We start from the raw sequence: 17890 nt of genomic DNA on the forward strand, positions 1-17890 counted from the left end.
TATTTTATAAAATATTGGACTGCACAAAATTAGTCTAATACTAAAGACTAATAATAGACCGCTTGCATATTTATATTTTCTTATGATGAAAATATTAAATATACAAGAAGTCTAATATATTAAGTATTTTGAAATTTAGAATTAAGCAAAGTCTAATTCTTTTTCAAATGTTTTTAATTCGTGGCGAGCCATCGCAAGGTTCGATTTACTGCGGTCTAATACGAGATAAAGGAATAAGTTGCCATTGCTTTCTAATGGACGGATTAAGTGGTATGCCTTGCCCAGTGTGATCAGAATATCTTCGATGTCATCGTTCAGTTTTAGTGAGTTAGCTACACGGCGTTTTGCTCGAATAACTTCGGTATTACCCGCAGCTGCCAATTCTAAGTCGATTGAACCCCCACCTTGAGTTGCTAGCGCCAAACCACTCTCTGTATCTACTAATGCTGCTGCAACGAACCCATCAATATTTGTTAAGCTTTCTAATGAAATTTTAGCCATGATTTTATCTCTACTAATACATCTTTGTTTATGAAGTTATATTCGCCACTTCTGTTTTTGATTAGTTTTCAAAAGTAGTTAATCTCATTATAGGAAACTCTTTTATTAAATCAATCATACTTTAAAATAATTGAATTGACCGATTTGCTAATAATTGACAATTTTTGTCAAACAAACAAATAAAAATACTAATTAAGGATTGGATTTTATTTTTAGTGTGATTTTATTCACATTAATATCGGGTTTTAAATACCTGCTTTGATTGTAAATAAATGTAAATTATTTTTTATTAATATAGGTACATTGATTTTTTAAATAAAATTAAATTAATAATAAGTCTATGATAAAGAAAGCAATCGTGCTTTCTTTATCATTTAAATGGTGAGTTTAAACGAAAACCAATTGGCAATATGAACAATACAAAAAGATCAGAATGACCAATGCCACGAAAGGCGAAACAATATAGGCCCAAGTTGGAGTTTCTGGAATTTCGACTTCGATCGTAGGCTCATCATCATGCGCAACGGGTTGTGCTTGATGAACCATTTGATTGAATTCTTGCATCGTCGCTTCAAGTGATACTTCTTGCTGAATAACTGGCTTCGAGCCGAGTAATTCGGTCAGTTGATTGGTTGACCAAACCCAGTCTTCTGCTTGTCCAGATAGATGCTCAATCTGACCCAATAAAAGTTCTGTTAGCCCTGTTTGCCCAAAGCTACCAGTCTGATCAAGCTGTTTCAATTCAGTTAATTGTAAGGCCAGTACATCTGACAGGCTTTTTTCCAATTCGGTTGCTTTAAGTGCCGATTGATTATGAGCTGAGGTGGTGAGATGGCGAGCAACCTCTTGAATGTAAAGAGGATCCGCAGTATGGACTTCTTGATAGAGTTTCTGTGGATTCTGTTTCCATAGACTAATCAATTGTCCGAGTGCTAACACGTTTACTTCATCAATATATGTTTGTTTTTCTTTAAGAGAATATTGACCAAAAAGTTGTGGTTTTTGAATTTTTATTTGTTCAGAAAAATATTGAACTAAATCAAATGCCATCGTGACGATCCTCGCTTAATCTAAAATTCTTAGTGAAGGTTTCTTTTTCGTTGGTTCAGTTTCTTGCTTTGTTTCATCGATTGATGTCGCTGTAGAGTCTTCGGTTTCTGCATATTCAGAAGCATCAAAAAACAAGCCTTGACCATTTTCTCTTGCGTAAATACCTAATACAGCACGAATCGGCACATAAATTTCTTTTGCAACGCCACCGAAGCGAGCAGAGAAGGTAATCGCTTCATTACTCATATGTAGCTGATGAATGGCGTGTGGAGCAAGATTTAAGACAATTTGACCATCCTTCACAAATTGTAAGGGAACATCAGTATGGGGTTGCGTCGCATCCACCAATAAATATGGTGTCAGTTGGTTATCGCAAATCCATTCATAAATGGCACGAGCAAGATATGGGCGTGTAGGTGTAAAAGTTATTTGCTCAGACATAATTGAAAAACTTATTAAATCGTAGAAATCAATTCATTGTAGCTGTTTTTTTCTTGAGCTGTCATTGATTTAATGAACGATGGTCGGCTAAAGATACGATGGCAATACAAGAATATAGGTCGACAGTGCTGTGCAGGGAGTTCAACCCCCATACTTTTTAGCCTTAGGAAGATTGGAGCGAGCATACAATCTAAAATTGAAAAAGTTTCCGACATAAAAAATGGAAAATGCTGAAACAGAGGAGTGAGAGAAATGAGGGTGTCCCGAAGTTCCTTCTGTGCTTTTTGCTTTTGCTGTGGGTCTATCGTGTCCGTATGTCTTAGCATATGATCGGCAAGCTTGAACCAATCTTGTTCAAAGCGCCAAATGTATTGGCGTTGCTCGGCACGCGCCATCGGGGCATCGGCATAGAGTTTATTTTGACGATAGCGATCATCTAAATATTCAGCAATGACATTGGCTGAAAATAGCTTTAGGTTTTGCTCAATCAACATTGGAAGTTGATTGTAGGGATTGAGATCGGCTAAATCCTCATCCTCATGATCAGTAATAATCAGTTGGTATTTGATTTGTTTTTCAGCAAGTAAAAAACGAATCCAGTGTGAGCGGAAATCATCTGCATGACTATAAAGCGTAATGCCTTGGACAGGGGGTGGGGGATTTTCTAAAGACATAAGTCCAAAAAATTATGGTTGACTGTTTAGAATACTAAAATTAACGTTGGAAATCACTTAAAGCTGAACAATATGCATGTTACAGAATAGATTTATGATTCAATAAGTTCAAAGAGGGAAAATAGAATGAAGCGAGATTACCTGATTGTTTTGTGTGGAGCGTTGTTACTGGCTGGTTGTGCGAGCTCACCTACAGGATCTGAGCAGGACAATGTCTCATCAGTAGAGAGTGGGGCCGCTGCCGATGCGGTTATTGCTGATGCGGCTGATGATAGTGGGCAACAATATGGTGGGATCAAAAAACAGTATGTGGTCAAGGGGTGTCAGGTCACTCTTTATAATGATGGTCCAGTCCAGATGGTTCATGAAAAAACGGGTCAACCGTGTAATGCACCAATCCCGAAAGATCATCAATTTTCTAAAGTGAGTAAGACCTATACACAGAATGGCTGTAAGATCACTGAGTTCGCTTCTGCTGATGGCACTGGTGATGCGATGATGGATTGTTCTAAAAAGAAATGACGAAAAGCAGGCAATAAAAAAACCTCGGAAAATTCCGAGGTTTTTTGTCCAATTCGTAAAACGATTAACGTTTAGAGAATTGAGGACGTTTACGAGCTTTACGTAAACCAAGTTTCTTACGTTCAACTTCACGAGCATCACGAGTAACGAAACCAGCTTGACGAAGAGCAGGTTTTAAGTTTTCGTCAGCAGCGATCAATGCACGAGTAATACCGTGACGGATAGCGCCTGCTTGACCACCGATACCACCACCTTTAACAGTGATGTAAAGGTCAAATTTTTCAGTAACTTCTAAAAGCTCTAAAGGCTGACGCACAACCATACGAGCAGTTTCACGACCGAAATATTGCTCAAGTGTACGGTTGTTAATTACGAGTTTACCTGTACCAGCTGATAAGAAAACACGTGCAGTTGCGGTCTTACGGCGACCTGTACCATAATTAGTAGCCATGTGCTGTATCCCTTAGATGTCCAAAACTTGTGGCTGTTGAGCAGTATGAGGATGCTCAGTACCAGCGTACACTTTCATTTTTTTGATCATTGCATAACCAAGAGGACCTTTTGGTAACATACCTTTAACAGCTTTTTCTAAAACTGCTTCAGGTTTGTGAGCAATTAACTTCTCGAAGTTAGTCTCACGGATACCACCAGGGAAACCAGTATGGCGATAATATTTCTTATCAAGCGCTTTTTTACCAGTCACTTGAACGTGTTCAGCATTGATCACAACGATGTAGTCGCCTGTGTCAACGTGAGGAGTATAAGAAGTTTTGTGCTTACCGCGTAAACGACGAGCGATTTCAGTCGCAAGGCGACCTAAAGTTTTGCCAGAAGCATCAACAACATACCAGTCGTGTTGAACTTCAGCTGGCTTAGCGCTGAGAGTTTTCATTTAAACCACTACCTATTATAGTTGGTTTGGACGGTGAAATCTGTCCAAACAAAAGGAGACCGAATTCTACATGAGTTTATAAAAGCACACAAGAAAAATTAGCCGAAAATGCCAGAATTTGCTGCAATGTGACTGGTTTGGGAATTAACGCACACTGAATGAAATAGCACATTATTTGTCTTGTGAGGGGGCTGGATTTACCCTATCATTTTTATTCCAATTATTTGAAATAAATAGAAGTATTTACCTCTTCTCTCGGGGAATTTGATGAAGTTGTCGTTTTCTACAAAAATTGTTGTAGTCACACTATTAATTGGCGTTTGTTCAACACAAACCAATGCACGACGACTTTATAAATGGGTAGATCAGACCAGCGTCACCAATTATTCAGAATTTCAGCCCAAAGAGGGCACCAGTCGTAAGCTTGAGGTGCTGGAAAGTCGTGGCAACGATCATGTTGACCCTTCGATGGCTGTGACTGCAGAAATGAAAGCGATTGAGATTCCTGTCGATCAGATGAATTTACAAGGGCAAGCGACCAATACAACGGTACAGCCTGTTCAGCAACCAACCACACAAACGGTTGTCAAACAAGGATCAATCGCAGCACCATATATACGCCCAGTCAGTGCAGTGGTTGCACCAACTCCTGTGGAGAAGAAAGAGACTCAAGTTGTACAAGTGGCTGAAAAGAAAGAAACTGTTAGCAATCCATTGGCAGATAAATCCGCGAGTGCTGTAGCAGTCCCTGAGAAAAAAGAAGAAGCAGTGATCGTACAGGCTGAGAAGAAAGTACAGCCCAAGATTAATCCGTGGACACGCAAGGTCGAGTTTGTACCTTCGAATCTAGTGCCACAAAACTTACCCAAAGCGACAACAAATCCCGAAGTAAAGTAAATTATAAAAAATGAAGGGCTATAGCTCGTTTTAGATTTTGGTTACACTAGAGGTAATCAAAAAGATTGGCGATACCTATGCTCCCTTTATATGTCACTTCAGGCGAACCTGCAGGAATTGGCCCAGACATCTGTCTGAGTTTGGCAGAGCGTGTAGATGAACGGCCCATTGTTATTTTGGCTGATATGCAAATGTTGCAGCAACGCGCCAATCTTTTAGGTCTTGATGTTGAACTGATTGCTTATCAAGGACAGACTGAATCTAGTTTGCGGGGACAACTTTTTGTTGAACATGTGCCTTTAGCTAAGCCTGTTGTGTTGGGACAATTGGATTCAGCCAATGCGGCTTATGTATTGGAACAATTACGTCGTTCAGCCGATTGTGCGATGTCTGGACAGAGTGTGGGTGTGGCTACAGCACCTGTACAAAAATCAATTATTAATGACGCGGGCATCGCATTTAGCGGACATACTGAATATTACCAAGAGTTTGCAAGTATTGATCGTGTGGTGATGATGCTGGCAACGAAAACATTAAGAGTTGCCTTAGCGACGACACACTTAGCCTTGCGTGATGTGCCTGATGCCATTACCACAGAGCGTTTGCAGCAAGTGATTGATATTTTGATTCATGATTTAAAAACAAAATTTAAAATCGCTGCACCACGTATTTTGGTCTGTGGTCTGAATCCGCATGCCGGTGAAGATGGCTATTTGGGTCGAGAAGAAATCGAAGTGATTAATCCTGTGTTAGAAAACTATCGCGCACAGGGGATTAGCATGAGTCTCAGTTTACCTGCGGATACCTTATTTACCCCAGAAAATCTAAAAGATGCCGATGCTGTTCTGGCGATGTATCACGATCAAGGTCTACCTGTGTTAAAATCACAAGGCTTTGGTGAAGCAGTTAACATTACATTAGGCTTGCCATTTATTCGGACTTCGGTCGATCATGGCACAGCACTTTCTCTTGCAGGCACTGGACAGGCGAAAGCATCAAGCTTACATGTCGCAGTGGATTTAGCACTTGATTTAGCCCGTCAGTGATGGGCAAGAAATTATTCACGTTGGAATTATTATGTATCAAATTAATGCCCTGAACCCTAAAGATGAAGGGCATCAGGCCCGAAAACGTTTTGGTCAAAACTTCTTACATGATCAACGTGTGATTGCCAAAATTGTACGCTCAGTGAATCCGCGTGCGGGCGAAAATATTGTCGAAATCGGACCAGGTTTGGCGGCATTGACTTCACCTTTAATTGGCGAATGTGATGCGTTGACCGTAGTTGAGCTGGATCGCGATTTGGCTGCGGGTTTACCAGGGCGTGTGCCACATCCTGAGCGTTTGACCATTATTGAAGCCGATGCGTTGAAATACGACTTCACACAACTGTTTCAAGACGGCCGTCCGCTGCGCGTGGTGGGGAACTTACCCTATAATATTTCAACACCTTTGTTGTTCCATCTCTTGGAGTTCGGTGACAAAGTCAAAGACATGCATTTCATGCTGCAAAAGGAAGTGGTTGATCGTATTACGGCAACACCAAACACCAAAGAATATGGTCGTTTATCGGTGATGATTCAGTATTACTGTAAACCAACCTTCTTGTTTGAAGTGCCACCGGGCTCATTCAATCCGCCACCGAAGGTAACTTCAGCCGTTTTCCGTTTAGAGCCATATGCAACTAAACCGATTGTGGCAAAAAATGAGAAAGCTTTAGCGCGATTAGTGGGTCATGTATTTACCCAGCGCCGTAAGACCTTACGCAATAGCTTAAAAGGCATGTTGGTGGAAGATGGTTTTGAGAAAGCAGGCGTTGATCCGATGGCACGTCCAGAAACCTTGAGTCTAGCTGACTTTGTTGCACTTTCTGATCAGATGGTGGCTTGATGTCTAAGCGCTATAACTATGTCATTGGTGATGTACAAGGCTGTTTTGAAGCACTGAAAGCGTTGCTAAAAGAAATCCGCTTTGATCCAGATCAAGACTTTTTATGGTTTGCGGGTGATCTGGTTGCACGTGGTGAAAACTCAGTGGGCGCATTACGCTTTATTAAAAAACTGGCGGATCGTGGTGCTGCTGCAACGGTATTAGGTAATCATGACTTAACCTTGATCGCCTGCGCCCGTGGTTTTAAAAAGGCCAAAGACAAAGATCATACTCAAGAAGTGATTGATGCTATTGATGGTGATGAGTTGATCGACTGGTTGCGTAAACAGCCGTTAAGCCTATCTCCAAATGCGCAGACCTTGATTACCCATGCAGGTGTACCGTGTATTTGGAATGCCGAACAAACGGTGGCATTGGCACAAGAAGTCCAGCAGGTAGTGGGTCATGATGATCTCTCGGTTTTGGATGGCTTTCTTGCCGAGATGTATGGTTCACAACCTGATCTATGGTCAGATGAACTCACAGGTATGGCACGCTTACGCTGTATTACCAATTATCTCACTCGAATGCGGTTAACTGATGCAACAGGCCGTTTAGAATTTGATTTTAAAGATGCACTCGATGCACCGATGCCTGAGGGTTTCCAACCATGGTTTGAGTTTGAAAGTCAGGCAGCACAGACCCATCAGTTGATTTTTGGACATTGGGCGGCTTTGCAGGGCAAGACCATTAACACTCAAATTCAAAATGTCGATGGTGGCTGTGTTTGGGGTCAGCAATTAATGGCGTTCCGTTTGGAAGATCAACACATGTTTGCGGTGGATAATCCCTTAGCTTGATCAGTCCGTAATCTCTTTTAAATGCCCATTTTTATACTAAAATCGGGCATTTTTTATTTTAAGACTGTCAAAAAATTGTCATAGACTGATCATTAAAGTGTCAAAAAATGCTTTTAAGCTGAAAGCATGAAAATAACGACACAAATGGATGGCGATATGCAGAGTACATACGCGACATCTCTATTCAAGCAAGAGTTTCCTGAAAATTTTAAATTTTACTTTAAAAGGAAACAACCCAAAAATAAACAAGATGAATTGTCTGAGCTTCGTGATCTGGTTCGTCCTCGTCTCCGAATCGCCATTGTAACCGAAACATGGCCACCAGAAATCAATGGTGTGGCTTTATCGATGATGCAATTATGCCAAGGGTTACAGCGACTCGGACATAAAATTTTATTGGTACGACCAACCCAAAAAGCAGTCTGTACCGAATTTCACCCTGAACAAGAATGTCTGGTGATGTCGCAACCGATTCCGAAATATCCAAGTATTCAGTTTGGTTGGCCGCAATATATTAAAGTGTCCAAAGCCTTTGAAAAGTTTGCTCCAGATGTGGTGCATATTGTGACTGAGGGGCCTTTGGGTTTGACTGCCTTACAAGCAGCTAAATCAAGAAAAATAGCCGTCTCCAGTGGTTTCCATTCAGCCTTTCATGATTTTAGCCGTTTCTTTGACTTGGCTTTCTTGGTTAAGCCGATTCAGCGCTATTTAACGTGGTTCCATAACAGTACCGATGTGACCTGTGTACCGAGTCAATATACCGAACAAGCTTTACGTGGCTTCGGTGTGACTTGCCCATTGGTGGTGGTCGGGCGTGGTGTGGATACTGAAAAATTCTCGGCCAAACATCGTTCACAACAACTGCGCCAACAATGGGGTGTCGATGCCGATACCCGAGTGATGTTGTATGTCGGGCGTTTATCACCCGAAAAAGAAGTCGATGTGCTGATTAAAAGCTTTCATGCATTACAGGCGCTACAAGGCAAAAATAGCAAATTTGTGATTGTCGGTGATGGCCCTGATCGTGCCCGTCTAGGCAAGATGGCACAATCGGATGACATTATCTTTATGGGCAGTTTGAGTGGTCGTGAACTCTCAGCCGCGTATGCCAGTGCTGATGTGTTTGCCTTTGCCAGCCAAGCCGATACTTTTGGTAATGTGGTCTTAGAAGCGATTGCCAGCGGCTTAGCGGTGGTAGCTTATGATTATGTCTGCGCCCATCAGCATGTACAACCGAATGTCACCGGTTGGTTGAGTCCATTGGGGCAAACAGATCATCTCATTCAATCGATTTGCCAATTACCTGCCTTGCCGCAATTACGACAAATGGGCTTATTGGCCAGTGAAAGTGTGCAGCAAAGTAGCTGGCAGTTTCCAGTACAACAATTAGAACAAGCATTGTATCAAGTCGTGAGGAGTCTCCCATGACCGCGACTTAAGCTACTCTCAAAAAGAGGAGAAATCGTATGAATCTTCAAAATGCAAAAATAAAAATACTCGATTTAGATTTAAAGGGCTGTGTTTACCTCAATCATCTCTCTCAGTCACAACGGATCGCTTTATTTTTTAAAACGATCAGTCGTTTGGGGGATGGGCCATTTTGGTATGTCATGTTGTTGTCTGTATGGGCAATGCAAGGTCTGGCATACGGTCTGCAAATATTGTATGTGATTGCAGCAGGTTCTGTTGGAACCTTAATCTATAAGTTTTTAAAAAATAAAACCACACGCCCAAGACCCTATCAGGTGCATCAGGTGATTGTGTTGGGTGAGCGACCGCTCGATCATTTTAGTTTTCCATCGGGTCACACTTTACATGCGGTCATGGTGACCATCACTTTAGGTTATATTCAACCTCTACTATTGCTGTTAATGCTGCCATTCACCATTTTGGTTGCCTTATCTCGCATGGTACTCGGTCTGCATTATCCAAGTGATGTGATTGTGGGTGCGATGATTGGTGCATCGGTTGCCAGTGGTATTATCTTGTTCGCGCCAACTGCCAATATCGCTTTGTAGGGCGTTTTATCTCGAATTTAGCGACAGAACACTATCTCTTAATTTGTATGATTTGTTAAAGTACGCTCAATTACACTCATTTATTTAGGTTGTCATATGGGCTTACGTTGGACAGATACGATTGATATTGCGATTGAACTCACCGAAGCACACCCAGATGTAGATCCACAATGGATTCGTTTTACCGATTTACATGCATGGGTTTGTGCTTTGCCTGACTTTAGTGATGACCCAAATAAGTCAACTGAAGGTTTGCTTGAAGCCATTCAAATGGCATGGCTAGATGAAGTTCGTTAAAAATTCGTCAGAAAACGCTTAAGTTTTGCATATTCAAGCTGATTATTAGCGATGACATCGGTATAATGCGGCAAATTTTTTAGTTTAAACCATAATAGGAGTCAATCATGGCGATTGAACGTACTTTATCTATCGTAAAACCAGATGCAGTATCTAAAAACCACATCGGCGACATCTTTGCTCGTTTCGAAAAATCAGGTTTGAAAATTGTTGCAACTAAAATGAAACACCTTTCTCAAGCTGATGCTGAAGGTTTCTATGCTGAGCACAAAGAACGTGGTTTCTTTGCTGACTTAGTTGCATTCATGACTTCTGGTCCAGTGGTTGTTTCAGTTCTTGAAGGTGAAAATGCAGTTCTTGCTCACCGCGAAATTTTAGGCGCTACAAACCCTAAAGAAGCTGCTCCTGGCACAATCCGCGCTGACTTCGCTGTAAGCATCGACGAAAACGCTGCTCACGGTTCTGACTCAGTTGCTTCTGCTGAGCGTGAAATCGCTTACTTCTTTGCTGATAACGAGATTTGCCCACGCACTCGTTAATCCAAAGTATTCAGACCAGATAAGTGGTATACTACTTATCTGGTTTTTTATTTCTTATAGCTTGTGTTGTGCGAATAATGCACAGCATTTTTTAGCGTCGATATTGTTTAGGTAAATATACATGAGTTCTGCAGTGGTCGTTTCATCAGAAAATTTAGATGAAAAACAACAGTCTGTTTCTACGCCTGTCGTTCATGCTGCCGAGAAAAAAGTAAATTTACTTGGCATGTCTCGAGCTGAATTAGAAAAATTCTTCGAAGACTTAGGCGAAAAGAAATTTCGTGCGGGTCAGGTCATGAAATGGATTCATCAATATTTTGTGACTGATTTTGCTGAGATGAGCAATATCTCAGGCAAATTACGAGAGAAACTCGAAAAGATTTGTGAAATTAAAGCGCCTGATGTGGTGCATCGTAACTATTCGAAAGATGGAACCCGTAAGTGGGTGTTCCGTGTAGGAGATGGTGAAGGTTCTTTGGTTGAAACCGTATTGATTCCTGCGGAAGATAAAACAGGTGCACGTAAGACCTTGTGTATTTCATCACAAGTGGGCTGTGCATTGGATTGTTCATTCTGTTCGACGGGTAAGCAAGGTTTTCAACGTGATTTAACCCCAGCTGAAATCATTGGTCAGTTATGGATGGCGAACTATTCCTATATGGAAGAGGTGCCTGTGGCTGAACGTGAACGTACCGTGACCAATGTGGTGATGATGGGTATGGGCGAGCCTTTACTCAATTATGATGCTGTACTCAGTTCTATGCAGCTTATGCTAGATGATTTTGCATATGGTATGTCGAAACGCCGTGTGACCTTATCGACGTCAGGTGTCGTACCGAAAATTGATCAACTGGCGCAAGATATCGATGTTGCTTTGGCAATTTCCTTACATGCACCAAATGATGAGTTGCGTAATGAACTGGTACCGATTAATAAAAAATATCCATTACAACAGTTAATTGCGGCTTGCCAACGTTATCTCGCTAAAGATGGCAATGAAAGCTCACGTCGTCATGTCACCATCGAATATGTGATGCTCGATGGCGTCAATGATAAGCCTGAGCACGCACAACAATTATTAAAACTGTTAAAAAATTTACCGAGTAAGATCAATCTTATTCCATTTAATCCGTTCCCGCATGCGCCGTATGGTCGCTCGAGTCGTAACCGAATTATTGCCTTCCAAAAAACTTTGTCGGATGCTGGATTTGTGTGTACGATTCGTCAGACACGTGGTGATGATATTGATGCTGCGTGTGGACAATTGGTAGGACAGGTTGCTGACCGTACTCGTCGTGCTGAACAATGGAAAAAGAAAGTGGCGCAACAACAAGAAATTTTGCGCACACAAGGATAATACTTGGGGAAAAGGCGTTGAATACCACTCGACCAAAAACGATTATTGCGACAGCTGTTGTGTTTACTTTACTTGGCCTAACAGCATGTCAATCAACATCTTCAACATTAAAAAAAGATCCAGAAAAAGCAGTGCAAGTCCGTACCCAACTTGCAGCAGAATATATTCGCAATCGTGATTTAGATGCAGCCAAGCGTTCGCTTGACCAAGCTCTAAAGGTTGATTCACGTGATGCCAATGCCAATATGATGATGGGAATTCTGCTGCAACAAGAAGGTAGCAAGACCAATATGGAAAAAGCAGAAGCTTATTTTAAGCGTGCAATTTCCTCAGAACCTGATAATGCTCAAGCGCGTAATAATTACGGTACATATTTGTATCAACAGCAACGCTATAATGACGCCATTGAGCAATTTACTCGTGCGGGTGCAACCTTAGGGTATGAACAGCGTTTTCAGTCGTTGGAAAACCTAGGACGAATCTATTTGAAATTGGGCGATGTTGCGAATGCTGAAAAATCATTCAAACAAGCGCTACAAGCGAATCGAAATGCAACCATTTCAATGTTAGAGTTGGCGGAAATTTTCTATTTGCAACAAAATAATAGAGATGCATCGCAACTATACGAACAATATGTTCGTAACGTGGGACAGAAAAACCAAGGTGCTCGGGCACTTTGGATTGGTCTACGCATTGCTCGAGCGAATGCGGATCAATTAGGAATGCAAGTGTTAGTCAATCAGCTACGTGCGCTATTTCCTGATAGTCCAGAATATCAACGTTATTTGCAATTACAGTACAGTACTGAGGCCGTATGGAAATAAATCCAAATTCACATCAGCCAACTGGCTCAACCTCGCCATCGTCAACCTTAGGAAATATTCAACGACCTGGTGAGTATTTGCGTCAAATTCGTATTGCACAAAAGAAAGAAATTGAAGAGATTGCAAACGTATTGAATATGCCTGTCAAAACATTGACAGCATTGGAGCAAGATGATTATAAATCATTACCTGAAGCAACTTTTATCAAAGGTTATTATCGAGCTTATGCAAAGCATTTAAATGCAGATGCTAGTGCGATCATTCAGCGTTTTGATGAAATCTATGTTAATGATACTGGACTGAAAGCTAGCCATGCCTTGAATAATTCTCCGATTAAAATTATGGGGAAATTATCAGGTTCGAAAAGCGTGCGTAACCGTATCTGGTTAAAACGTATTGCAATCGTCGCGGCTGTTGCAGTTTTAGCATGGTTGGCGGTTATGGCGGTGCAGAATTGGACATCAAGCCATAAAGATGAAGATGATGTACCGAAGATCAAAAATTCGGATGTTCAGATTTTGCCGATGGGGAATACCACGACTGCAACATCTGGTGACCAATTGGTCTTGAATTTTAACCGACCAACTTCTGTGCATATTGTCGATGCAACAGGTAAAGTATTGGCAACAGGTCGTCAAGCATCGACTTTGACTTTAAGTGGTGAATCGCCATTTCAAATTCGTTTAGATGACGCGACCGCAGTCGCATTGACTTTAAATCAGGAGCAAATTTCCTTGTCTCCATATACAGTCAATGGAAAAGCAGAATTCCGTTTGTCTCGTTAATGCCAAAGAGTAGAGCTATACGATGATTGTGAATCCAATTAAACGCCGTCCAACACGAAAAATCCGTGTTGGTTCAGTGTATGTCGGTGGTGATGCCCCGATCAGTGTTCAAAGTATGACCAATACTGAAACCTGTGATGTGGATGCAACTGTGGCGCAAATCCAGCGCTGTGCAGATGCAGGTGCAGATATCATGCGTGTTTCAGTACCGTCGATGGAAGCAGCAGAGGCGTTTGGCGCGATTCGTAAGCGCGTTTCTGTACCTTTGGTGGCAGATATTCATTTTGATCATCGTATTGCTTTAGCGGTTGCGGATTATGGCGCAGACTGTTTACGGATCAATCCGGGTAATATCGGTTCGGATCAGAAAGTGCGTGAAGTGGTCGCTGCAGCAAAACACCATGGCATTTCGATTCGTATTGGGGTCAATGCTGGGTCTCTGGAAAAAGACTTACAAGTGAAATATGGCGAGCCAACAGGGCAGGCCTTACTTGAATCGGCAATGCGTCATATCGACATTCTCGACCGTTTGGATTTCCATGAGTTTAAAGTCAGTGTCAAAGCATCGAATGTGTTCCTGACCATGGATGCTTATCGCTTGCTGTCTCAACAGATCGATAATCCGTTACACCTTGGTGTCACTGAGGCTGGCATTTACCGTACTGGTACAGTCAAATCCGCAATTGCCTTGGGCGGATTATTGATGGAAGGCATTGGCGATACCATGCGCATCTCGCTGGCTGCTGAACCAGAAGATGAAATTAAAATCGGTTTTGATATTTTAAAGTCGTTGGGCTTACGCTCAAATGGCATTAACTTTATTGCTTGTCCAAGTTGTTCGCGTCAGGAATTCAATGTGATTCAAGTGATGCAGGCCTTGGAAGAGCGTTTAGAAGATATTCGTACCCCGATGGATTTGTCTGTGATCGGGTGTAAAGTGAATGGTCCTGGTGAAGCCAAAGAAGCGGATATCGGGATTGTCGGTGCATCACCTCGTTCACTGGTCTATCGAAATGGTGAAAAGAGCCATTTAATTGATACAAATCAGCTGGTTGATGAAATTGAAACAATGGTTCGTCAACGTGTTCAAGAGCTTGAAGAAGCAAAATCTAAAGTCATTATTCGTAGTTCATCATGAGTTCAATCGTCGCTATCAAAGGTTTTAATGACACCCTTCCAACGCAAACTGCGGCTTGGAGAAGTCTGGAACAGCAACTTGCATCGTTAATGGATGCATATGGTTATCAACAAATCCGTTTGCCAATCGTTGAGCAAACAGGTCTATTCAAGCGTGCCATTGGTGATGCGACTGATATTGTTGAAAAAGAAATGTATACCTTTTTCGACAAAGGTACACCGCCAGAATCACTGACCTTGCGTCCTGAAGGAACGGCAGGTTGTGTGCGTGCGATGTTAGAGCATAACTTACTGCGTGGTGCGACACCGCGTGTATGGTATCTCGGACCGATGTTCCGCTATGAAAAACCACAAAAAGGTCGTTATCGCCAATTCCATCAATTTGGTGTGGAAACTTTTGGTGTCGCAACGCCGGATATTGATGCTGAAATCATTTTAATGACCGCACGTTTATGGAAACGTATGGGTGTGGCTGCGAATGTTCGCTTAGAGTTAAATACTTTAGGTGAAAGTGATGAACGTGCAGAATATCGTGCGGCTTTGGTTGAGTTCTTAAACCAGCATAAAGATGCGTTGGATGAGGATTCGCAACGTCGTTTAACGACGAATCCATTGCGTATTTTGGATTCTAAAATTGAATCAACGCAAAAGATTTTGGAAAATGCACCGAAGTTGCATGATTTCTTAAAAGAAGATTCAATTAATCACTTTCAGCAATTACAGCAATACTTAACGGATGCTGGTGTTGAGTTTGTGATTAACCAAAAGCTCGTCCGTGGTTTGGATTACTACAACAAAACGGTATTTGAATGGACCACCACCATGTTGGGTTCACAAGGGACGGTTTGTGCTGGTGGTCGCTACGATGGCTTGGTTGGACAGCTCAAAGGTAAAGCAGATCAGTCTGTACCAGCGGTTGGTTTTGCCATGGGGATGGAGCGTTTGTTGTTATTGGTCGAGCAAGTTGCGCAAACCAAAGATGTCCGTGATTGTGAAGTGTTTTTATTGGCTGAGCCGGCGTATCAAGCTAAAGCCTTGGTCTTGGCTGAACAAATCCGTGACCAGTTAGAAGCAGCGAACAGTTCAATCCGCTTAAAAACTGGATCTCAAGGTAGCATGAAAAGCCAAATGAAAAAGGCCGATCAATCAGGTGCAACCTATGCAGTGATCTTGGGTGAGCGTGAGTGGGAATCTCAGCAGTTATTGGTGAAAGAGCTTGCAACGGCTGAACAGGCACAAGTGGCTTTAACTGAACTGACGCCATTTTTTATCGAAAAATTTAAACAATAAATTGCACAATTTAGGAAAAGGACAATCACATGAGTTTAAGTGATGATGAACAACTCGACCAGTTAAAGTCGTTTGCCAAAAAATATGGTTCTGCAATGATTAGCGGAATTCTCATTGCCTTGATTGCCTTTTTCGGATGGGAATATTGGCAAAAGAAAAACCTTGCTGAAGCCCAGAACCAAACAGCAAAGGTACAGAAATTGATGGATGAGGCGAAAGCAGCATCAGGTCAACCAAATGCCTTTGCCAGCTTATCTGAAGCGGCGGATAAAATTGTGAAAGATGATGCGGATTCTGCACAAGCGATTCAAACACAATTTATCATGGCGAAACTTGCTTATGACAAGCAAGATTATGCTGCTGCTGAAAAAGCCTTGAAGAAAGTTGAAACTTCAAAAGTTAAAGATGCTGGTTTAGTTCAAATTGTTAAATTACGTTTAGCGGATGCGCAATTGGCGCAAAGCAAATACGATGAAGCGTTAAAAACCTTAACGAGCGTGACTGATCCTGCGTTTAAGGCGACTGCTGATGAACTTCGCGGTGATATTTTTGTTGCGAAAAAAGACAATGAATCTGCGCGTAAAGCATATCAAAGTGCATGGGATAACCTACTCGAGCGTAAACAAGAACGTCAGCTTTTACAAATTAAACTCGAAAGTGTTGGCGTTTTAGTAGATGATCCTGAGTTTGAGCGCCCGATCTTAGATACCAAAGTGGATGAGTCTTAATGCAGAATAAACTAAAATTACCTTTGGCAATTGCAATTGCTTCAGCTTTACTCGTTGGTTGTTCAAGCAATAAAGTAAAAGAAGCAAAACCGAATCCATTGCCAAAAATCACGCAAGAACAAAATTTAAACCTTGTGTTTTCACAAAGTGTCTCGTCTACCGATGCTGCTGAGGCTTTACGTTTGCAGTTGGATACAGACAATGGTGTGATTTTTGCGATTGACCCAGATGGTCAAGTTTCTGCATACAAAGGTAAACAGCGTCTTTGGAAAAGTAAAATTACCAAACAAGAACTCACTGCTGGTGTAGAAGCAGGTGAGGGAATTGTGGTGAGTGGTAATCGTAAAGGTCAGTTATTTGCTTTAGACCAAGCCACAGGTGAACAGAAGTGGACCGCAAAATTGTCAGGTGCCATTTTATCTCCGTCTCTGATCCAGTCAGGTCGTGTGATTACGATTGCCAATGATGGTACGGTATTTGCGCATGATGCAGCGACAGGACAACAGGTTTGGGCGTATAAGCTACCGAATGTTCAGTTTAGTTTGCGTGGTCAACCAGCACCTGTTCGCTTAGATGAGCGTACTGTGTTAATTGGTTCTGCCAATGCCTATATCTATGCTTTGGATATCATCAGTGGTGTACCGCGTTTCCAACGTCGTGTGGCGATCAGTGAAGGTCGTTCTGACATTCAGCGACTAGTGGATGTTGTGGGTGATCCAGTGGTTTCAGGTCAATATCTGGTGACGACGAGCTTCCAAGGTCAAGTGACCGTGACTGATCTTGCGACACAACGTGTGGTGTGGAGCGAAGATGCGAGCAGTACCAATAGCGCTGAAGTTGCGGATGATAAAGTTTTCGTTGCGACCACAGATGGCAAGTTGAATGCATATAACTTGGCAACAGGTGAGTTGGTTTGGCAAAATGAAGAATTGTTGAATCGTAAGCTCAGCAATCCTGTGATGCTAGGACAAAACCTTGTTGTGGGTGATTTGGATGGTGTGATTCATCTGATTAATCCAGCCTCAGGTAAGCTAATTGGTCGTGCAAAAACCAGTGGTGAAGTTCGCTCATTACGTGTGATTGACAATCAGCTTTATGTCGCAACACGAAAAGGTGCATTAACCATTTGGCAGAATCGTTAATTTTGTCTTAGCTTGTGGTAAAATGCTCAATTAGCTATTGCTAATAAAAGAATGATCGGGGTATTTG

General features: G+C 41.9%; 22 protein-coding genes. 16 read left to right on the forward strand and 6 right to left on the reverse strand.

The features are described 5' to 3' along the window. Nucleotides 1-141: 141 nt before the first annotated feature. The 4 genes from F885_RS02605 to F885_RS02590 all read right to left on the reverse strand — a co-directional run bounded on the left by F885_RS02605 (nt 142) and on the right by F885_RS02590 (nt 2666). Nucleotides 142-501, reverse strand: a complete 360-nt coding sequence (locus F885_RS02605) for a roadblock/LC7 domain-containing protein (RefSeq protein WP_004802620.1) — start codon at nt 499-501, stop codon at nt 142-144. Nucleotides 502-888: 387 nt separating this feature from the next. After that, on the reverse strand, nt 889-1551 hold the full coding sequence (locus tag F885_RS02600; protein WP_005322301.1) for a hypothetical protein: 663 nt from the start codon (nt 1549-1551) through the stop codon (nt 889-891). A gap of 15 nt (nt 1552-1566) precedes the next feature. Further along, on the reverse strand, nt 1567-1992 hold the full coding sequence (locus F885_RS02595; RefSeq protein ID WP_005322302.1) for a ClpXP protease specificity-enhancing factor: 426 nt from the start codon (nt 1990-1992) through the stop codon (nt 1567-1569). A gap of 14 nt (nt 1993-2006) precedes the next feature. Continuing rightward, entirely contained in the window at nt 2007-2666 is a 660-nt protein-coding gene (locus tag F885_RS02590; protein WP_005322303.1) for a glutathione S-transferase N-terminal domain-containing protein, read from the reverse strand. A 126-nt stretch (nt 2667-2792) separates the two neighbouring features. Between F885_RS02590 and F885_RS02585 the strand changes: the two genes are divergently transcribed. Further along, a complete protein-coding gene (locus F885_RS02585) occupies nt 2793-3188 on the forward strand; it encodes a putative periplasmic lipoprotein (RefSeq protein WP_004802628.1) in 396 nt (131 codons plus the stop codon). A 64-nt stretch (nt 3189-3252) separates the two neighbouring features. Here the strand turns inward: F885_RS02585 and rpsI are convergent, their stop codons facing one another. Together rpsI and rplM are read right to left on the reverse strand one after the other, a co-directional pair. Then, the gene (gene rpsI / locus F885_RS02580) at nt 3253-3639 is read right to left on the reverse strand and encodes a 30S ribosomal protein S9 (protein ID WP_004775642.1); all 387 of its coding nucleotides are present in this window, start codon (nt 3637-3639) and stop codon (nt 3253-3255) included. Between the two features lie 12 nt (nt 3640-3651). Continuing rightward, on the reverse strand, nt 3652-4080 hold the full coding sequence (gene rplM, locus F885_RS02575; protein ID WP_004802631.1) for a 50S ribosomal protein L13: 429 nt from the start codon (nt 4078-4080) through the stop codon (nt 3652-3654). 267 nt (nt 4081-4347) lie between these two features. On the opposite strand from rplM, the gene F885_RS02570 reads away from it, so the two are divergent. From F885_RS02570 to bamB, 15 genes are all read left to right on the forward strand, one after another. Further along, complete coding sequence (locus F885_RS02570) at nt 4348-4977, forward strand: hypothetical protein (RefSeq protein ID WP_005322304.1); 630 nt, start codon at nt 4348-4350, stop codon at nt 4975-4977. A 77-nt stretch (nt 4978-5054) separates the two neighbouring features. After that, nucleotides 5055-6023: a 4-hydroxythreonine-4-phosphate dehydrogenase PdxA gene (gene pdxA / locus F885_RS02565; RefSeq protein ID WP_005322305.1), complete on the forward strand. Its 969-nt coding sequence runs from the start codon at nt 5055-5057 to the stop codon at nt 6021-6023. A 31-nt stretch (nt 6024-6054) separates the two neighbouring features. Then, nucleotides 6055-6867, forward strand: a complete 813-nt coding sequence (gene rsmA, locus F885_RS02560) for a 16S rRNA (adenine(1518)-N(6)/adenine(1519)-N(6))-dimethyltransferase RsmA (protein WP_004802636.1) — start codon at nt 6055-6057, stop codon at nt 6865-6867. Beyond that, nucleotides 6867-7706 carry a symmetrical bis(5'-nucleosyl)-tetraphosphatase gene (locus F885_RS02555; RefSeq protein WP_005322307.1) on the forward strand — a complete coding sequence of 280 codons (840 nt, stop codon included), beginning with the start codon at nt 6867-6869 and terminating at the stop codon, nt 7704-7706. Before rsmA ends, F885_RS02555 begins: the two co-directional genes overlap by 1 nt. 156 nt (nt 7707-7862) lie before the next feature. Then, the gene (locus F885_RS02550) at nt 7863-9134 is read left to right on the forward strand and encodes a glycosyltransferase family 4 protein (RefSeq protein ID WP_005322308.1); all 1272 of its coding nucleotides are present in this window, start codon (nt 7863-7865) and stop codon (nt 9132-9134) included. A gap of 38 nt (nt 9135-9172) precedes the next feature. Continuing rightward, nucleotides 9173-9724: a phosphatase PAP2 family protein gene (locus F885_RS02545; RefSeq protein ID WP_004802640.1), complete on the forward strand. Its 552-nt coding sequence runs from the start codon at nt 9173-9175 to the stop codon at nt 9722-9724. A 96-nt stretch (nt 9725-9820) separates the two neighbouring features. Further along, the gene (gene iscX / locus F885_RS02540; protein ID WP_004652532.1) at nt 9821-10021 is read left to right on the forward strand and encodes a Fe-S cluster assembly protein IscX; all 201 of its coding nucleotides are present in this window, start codon (nt 9821-9823) and stop codon (nt 10019-10021) included. 107 nt (nt 10022-10128) lie between these two features. Next, nucleotides 10129-10560: a nucleoside-diphosphate kinase gene (gene ndk / locus F885_RS02535; protein WP_004652531.1), complete on the forward strand. Its 432-nt coding sequence runs from the start codon at nt 10129-10131 to the stop codon at nt 10558-10560. 121 nt (nt 10561-10681) lie between these two features. Next, the gene (rlmN, locus tag F885_RS02530) at nt 10682-11917 is read left to right on the forward strand and encodes a dual-specificity RNA methyltransferase RlmN (protein ID WP_005206346.1); all 1236 of its coding nucleotides are present in this window, start codon (nt 10682-10684) and stop codon (nt 11915-11917) included. A 17-nt stretch (nt 11918-11934) separates the two neighbouring features. Beyond that, entirely contained in the window at nt 11935-12741 is an 807-nt protein-coding gene (gene pilW, locus F885_RS02525) for a type IV pilus biogenesis/stability protein PilW (protein WP_004652529.1), read from the forward strand. Next, a complete protein-coding gene (locus F885_RS02520; RefSeq protein WP_004802646.1) occupies nt 12732-13526 on the forward strand; it encodes a helix-turn-helix domain-containing protein in 795 nt (264 codons plus the stop codon). Before pilW ends, F885_RS02520 begins: the two co-directional genes overlap by 10 nt. A gap of 22 nt (nt 13527-13548) precedes the next feature. Next, the gene (gene ispG / locus F885_RS02515) at nt 13549-14664 is read left to right on the forward strand and encodes a flavodoxin-dependent (E)-4-hydroxy-3-methylbut-2-enyl-diphosphate synthase (protein WP_004802647.1); all 1116 of its coding nucleotides are present in this window, start codon (nt 13549-13551) and stop codon (nt 14662-14664) included. After that, nucleotides 14661-15953: a histidine--tRNA ligase gene (gene hisS / locus F885_RS02510; protein ID WP_004802648.1), complete on the forward strand. Its 1293-nt coding sequence runs from the start codon at nt 14661-14663 to the stop codon at nt 15951-15953. Before ispG ends, hisS begins: the two co-directional genes overlap by 4 nt. Nucleotides 15954-15982: 29 nt before the next feature. Continuing rightward, nucleotides 15983-16681 carry a YfgM family protein gene (locus F885_RS02505; RefSeq protein ID WP_004802650.1) on the forward strand — a complete coding sequence of 233 codons (699 nt, stop codon included), beginning with the start codon at nt 15983-15985 and terminating at the stop codon, nt 16679-16681. Continuing rightward, nucleotides 16681-17823: an outer membrane protein assembly factor BamB gene (gene bamB, locus F885_RS02500; RefSeq protein WP_005322313.1), complete on the forward strand. Its 1143-nt coding sequence runs from the start codon at nt 16681-16683 to the stop codon at nt 17821-17823. Before F885_RS02505 ends, bamB begins: the two co-directional genes overlap by 1 nt. Nucleotides 17824-17890 lie beyond the last annotated feature (67 nt).

Source organism: Acinetobacter higginsii, from assembly GCF_000369845.1.
GTDB classification, from domain to species: domain Bacteria; phylum Pseudomonadota; class Gammaproteobacteria; order Pseudomonadales; family Moraxellaceae; genus Acinetobacter; species Acinetobacter higginsii.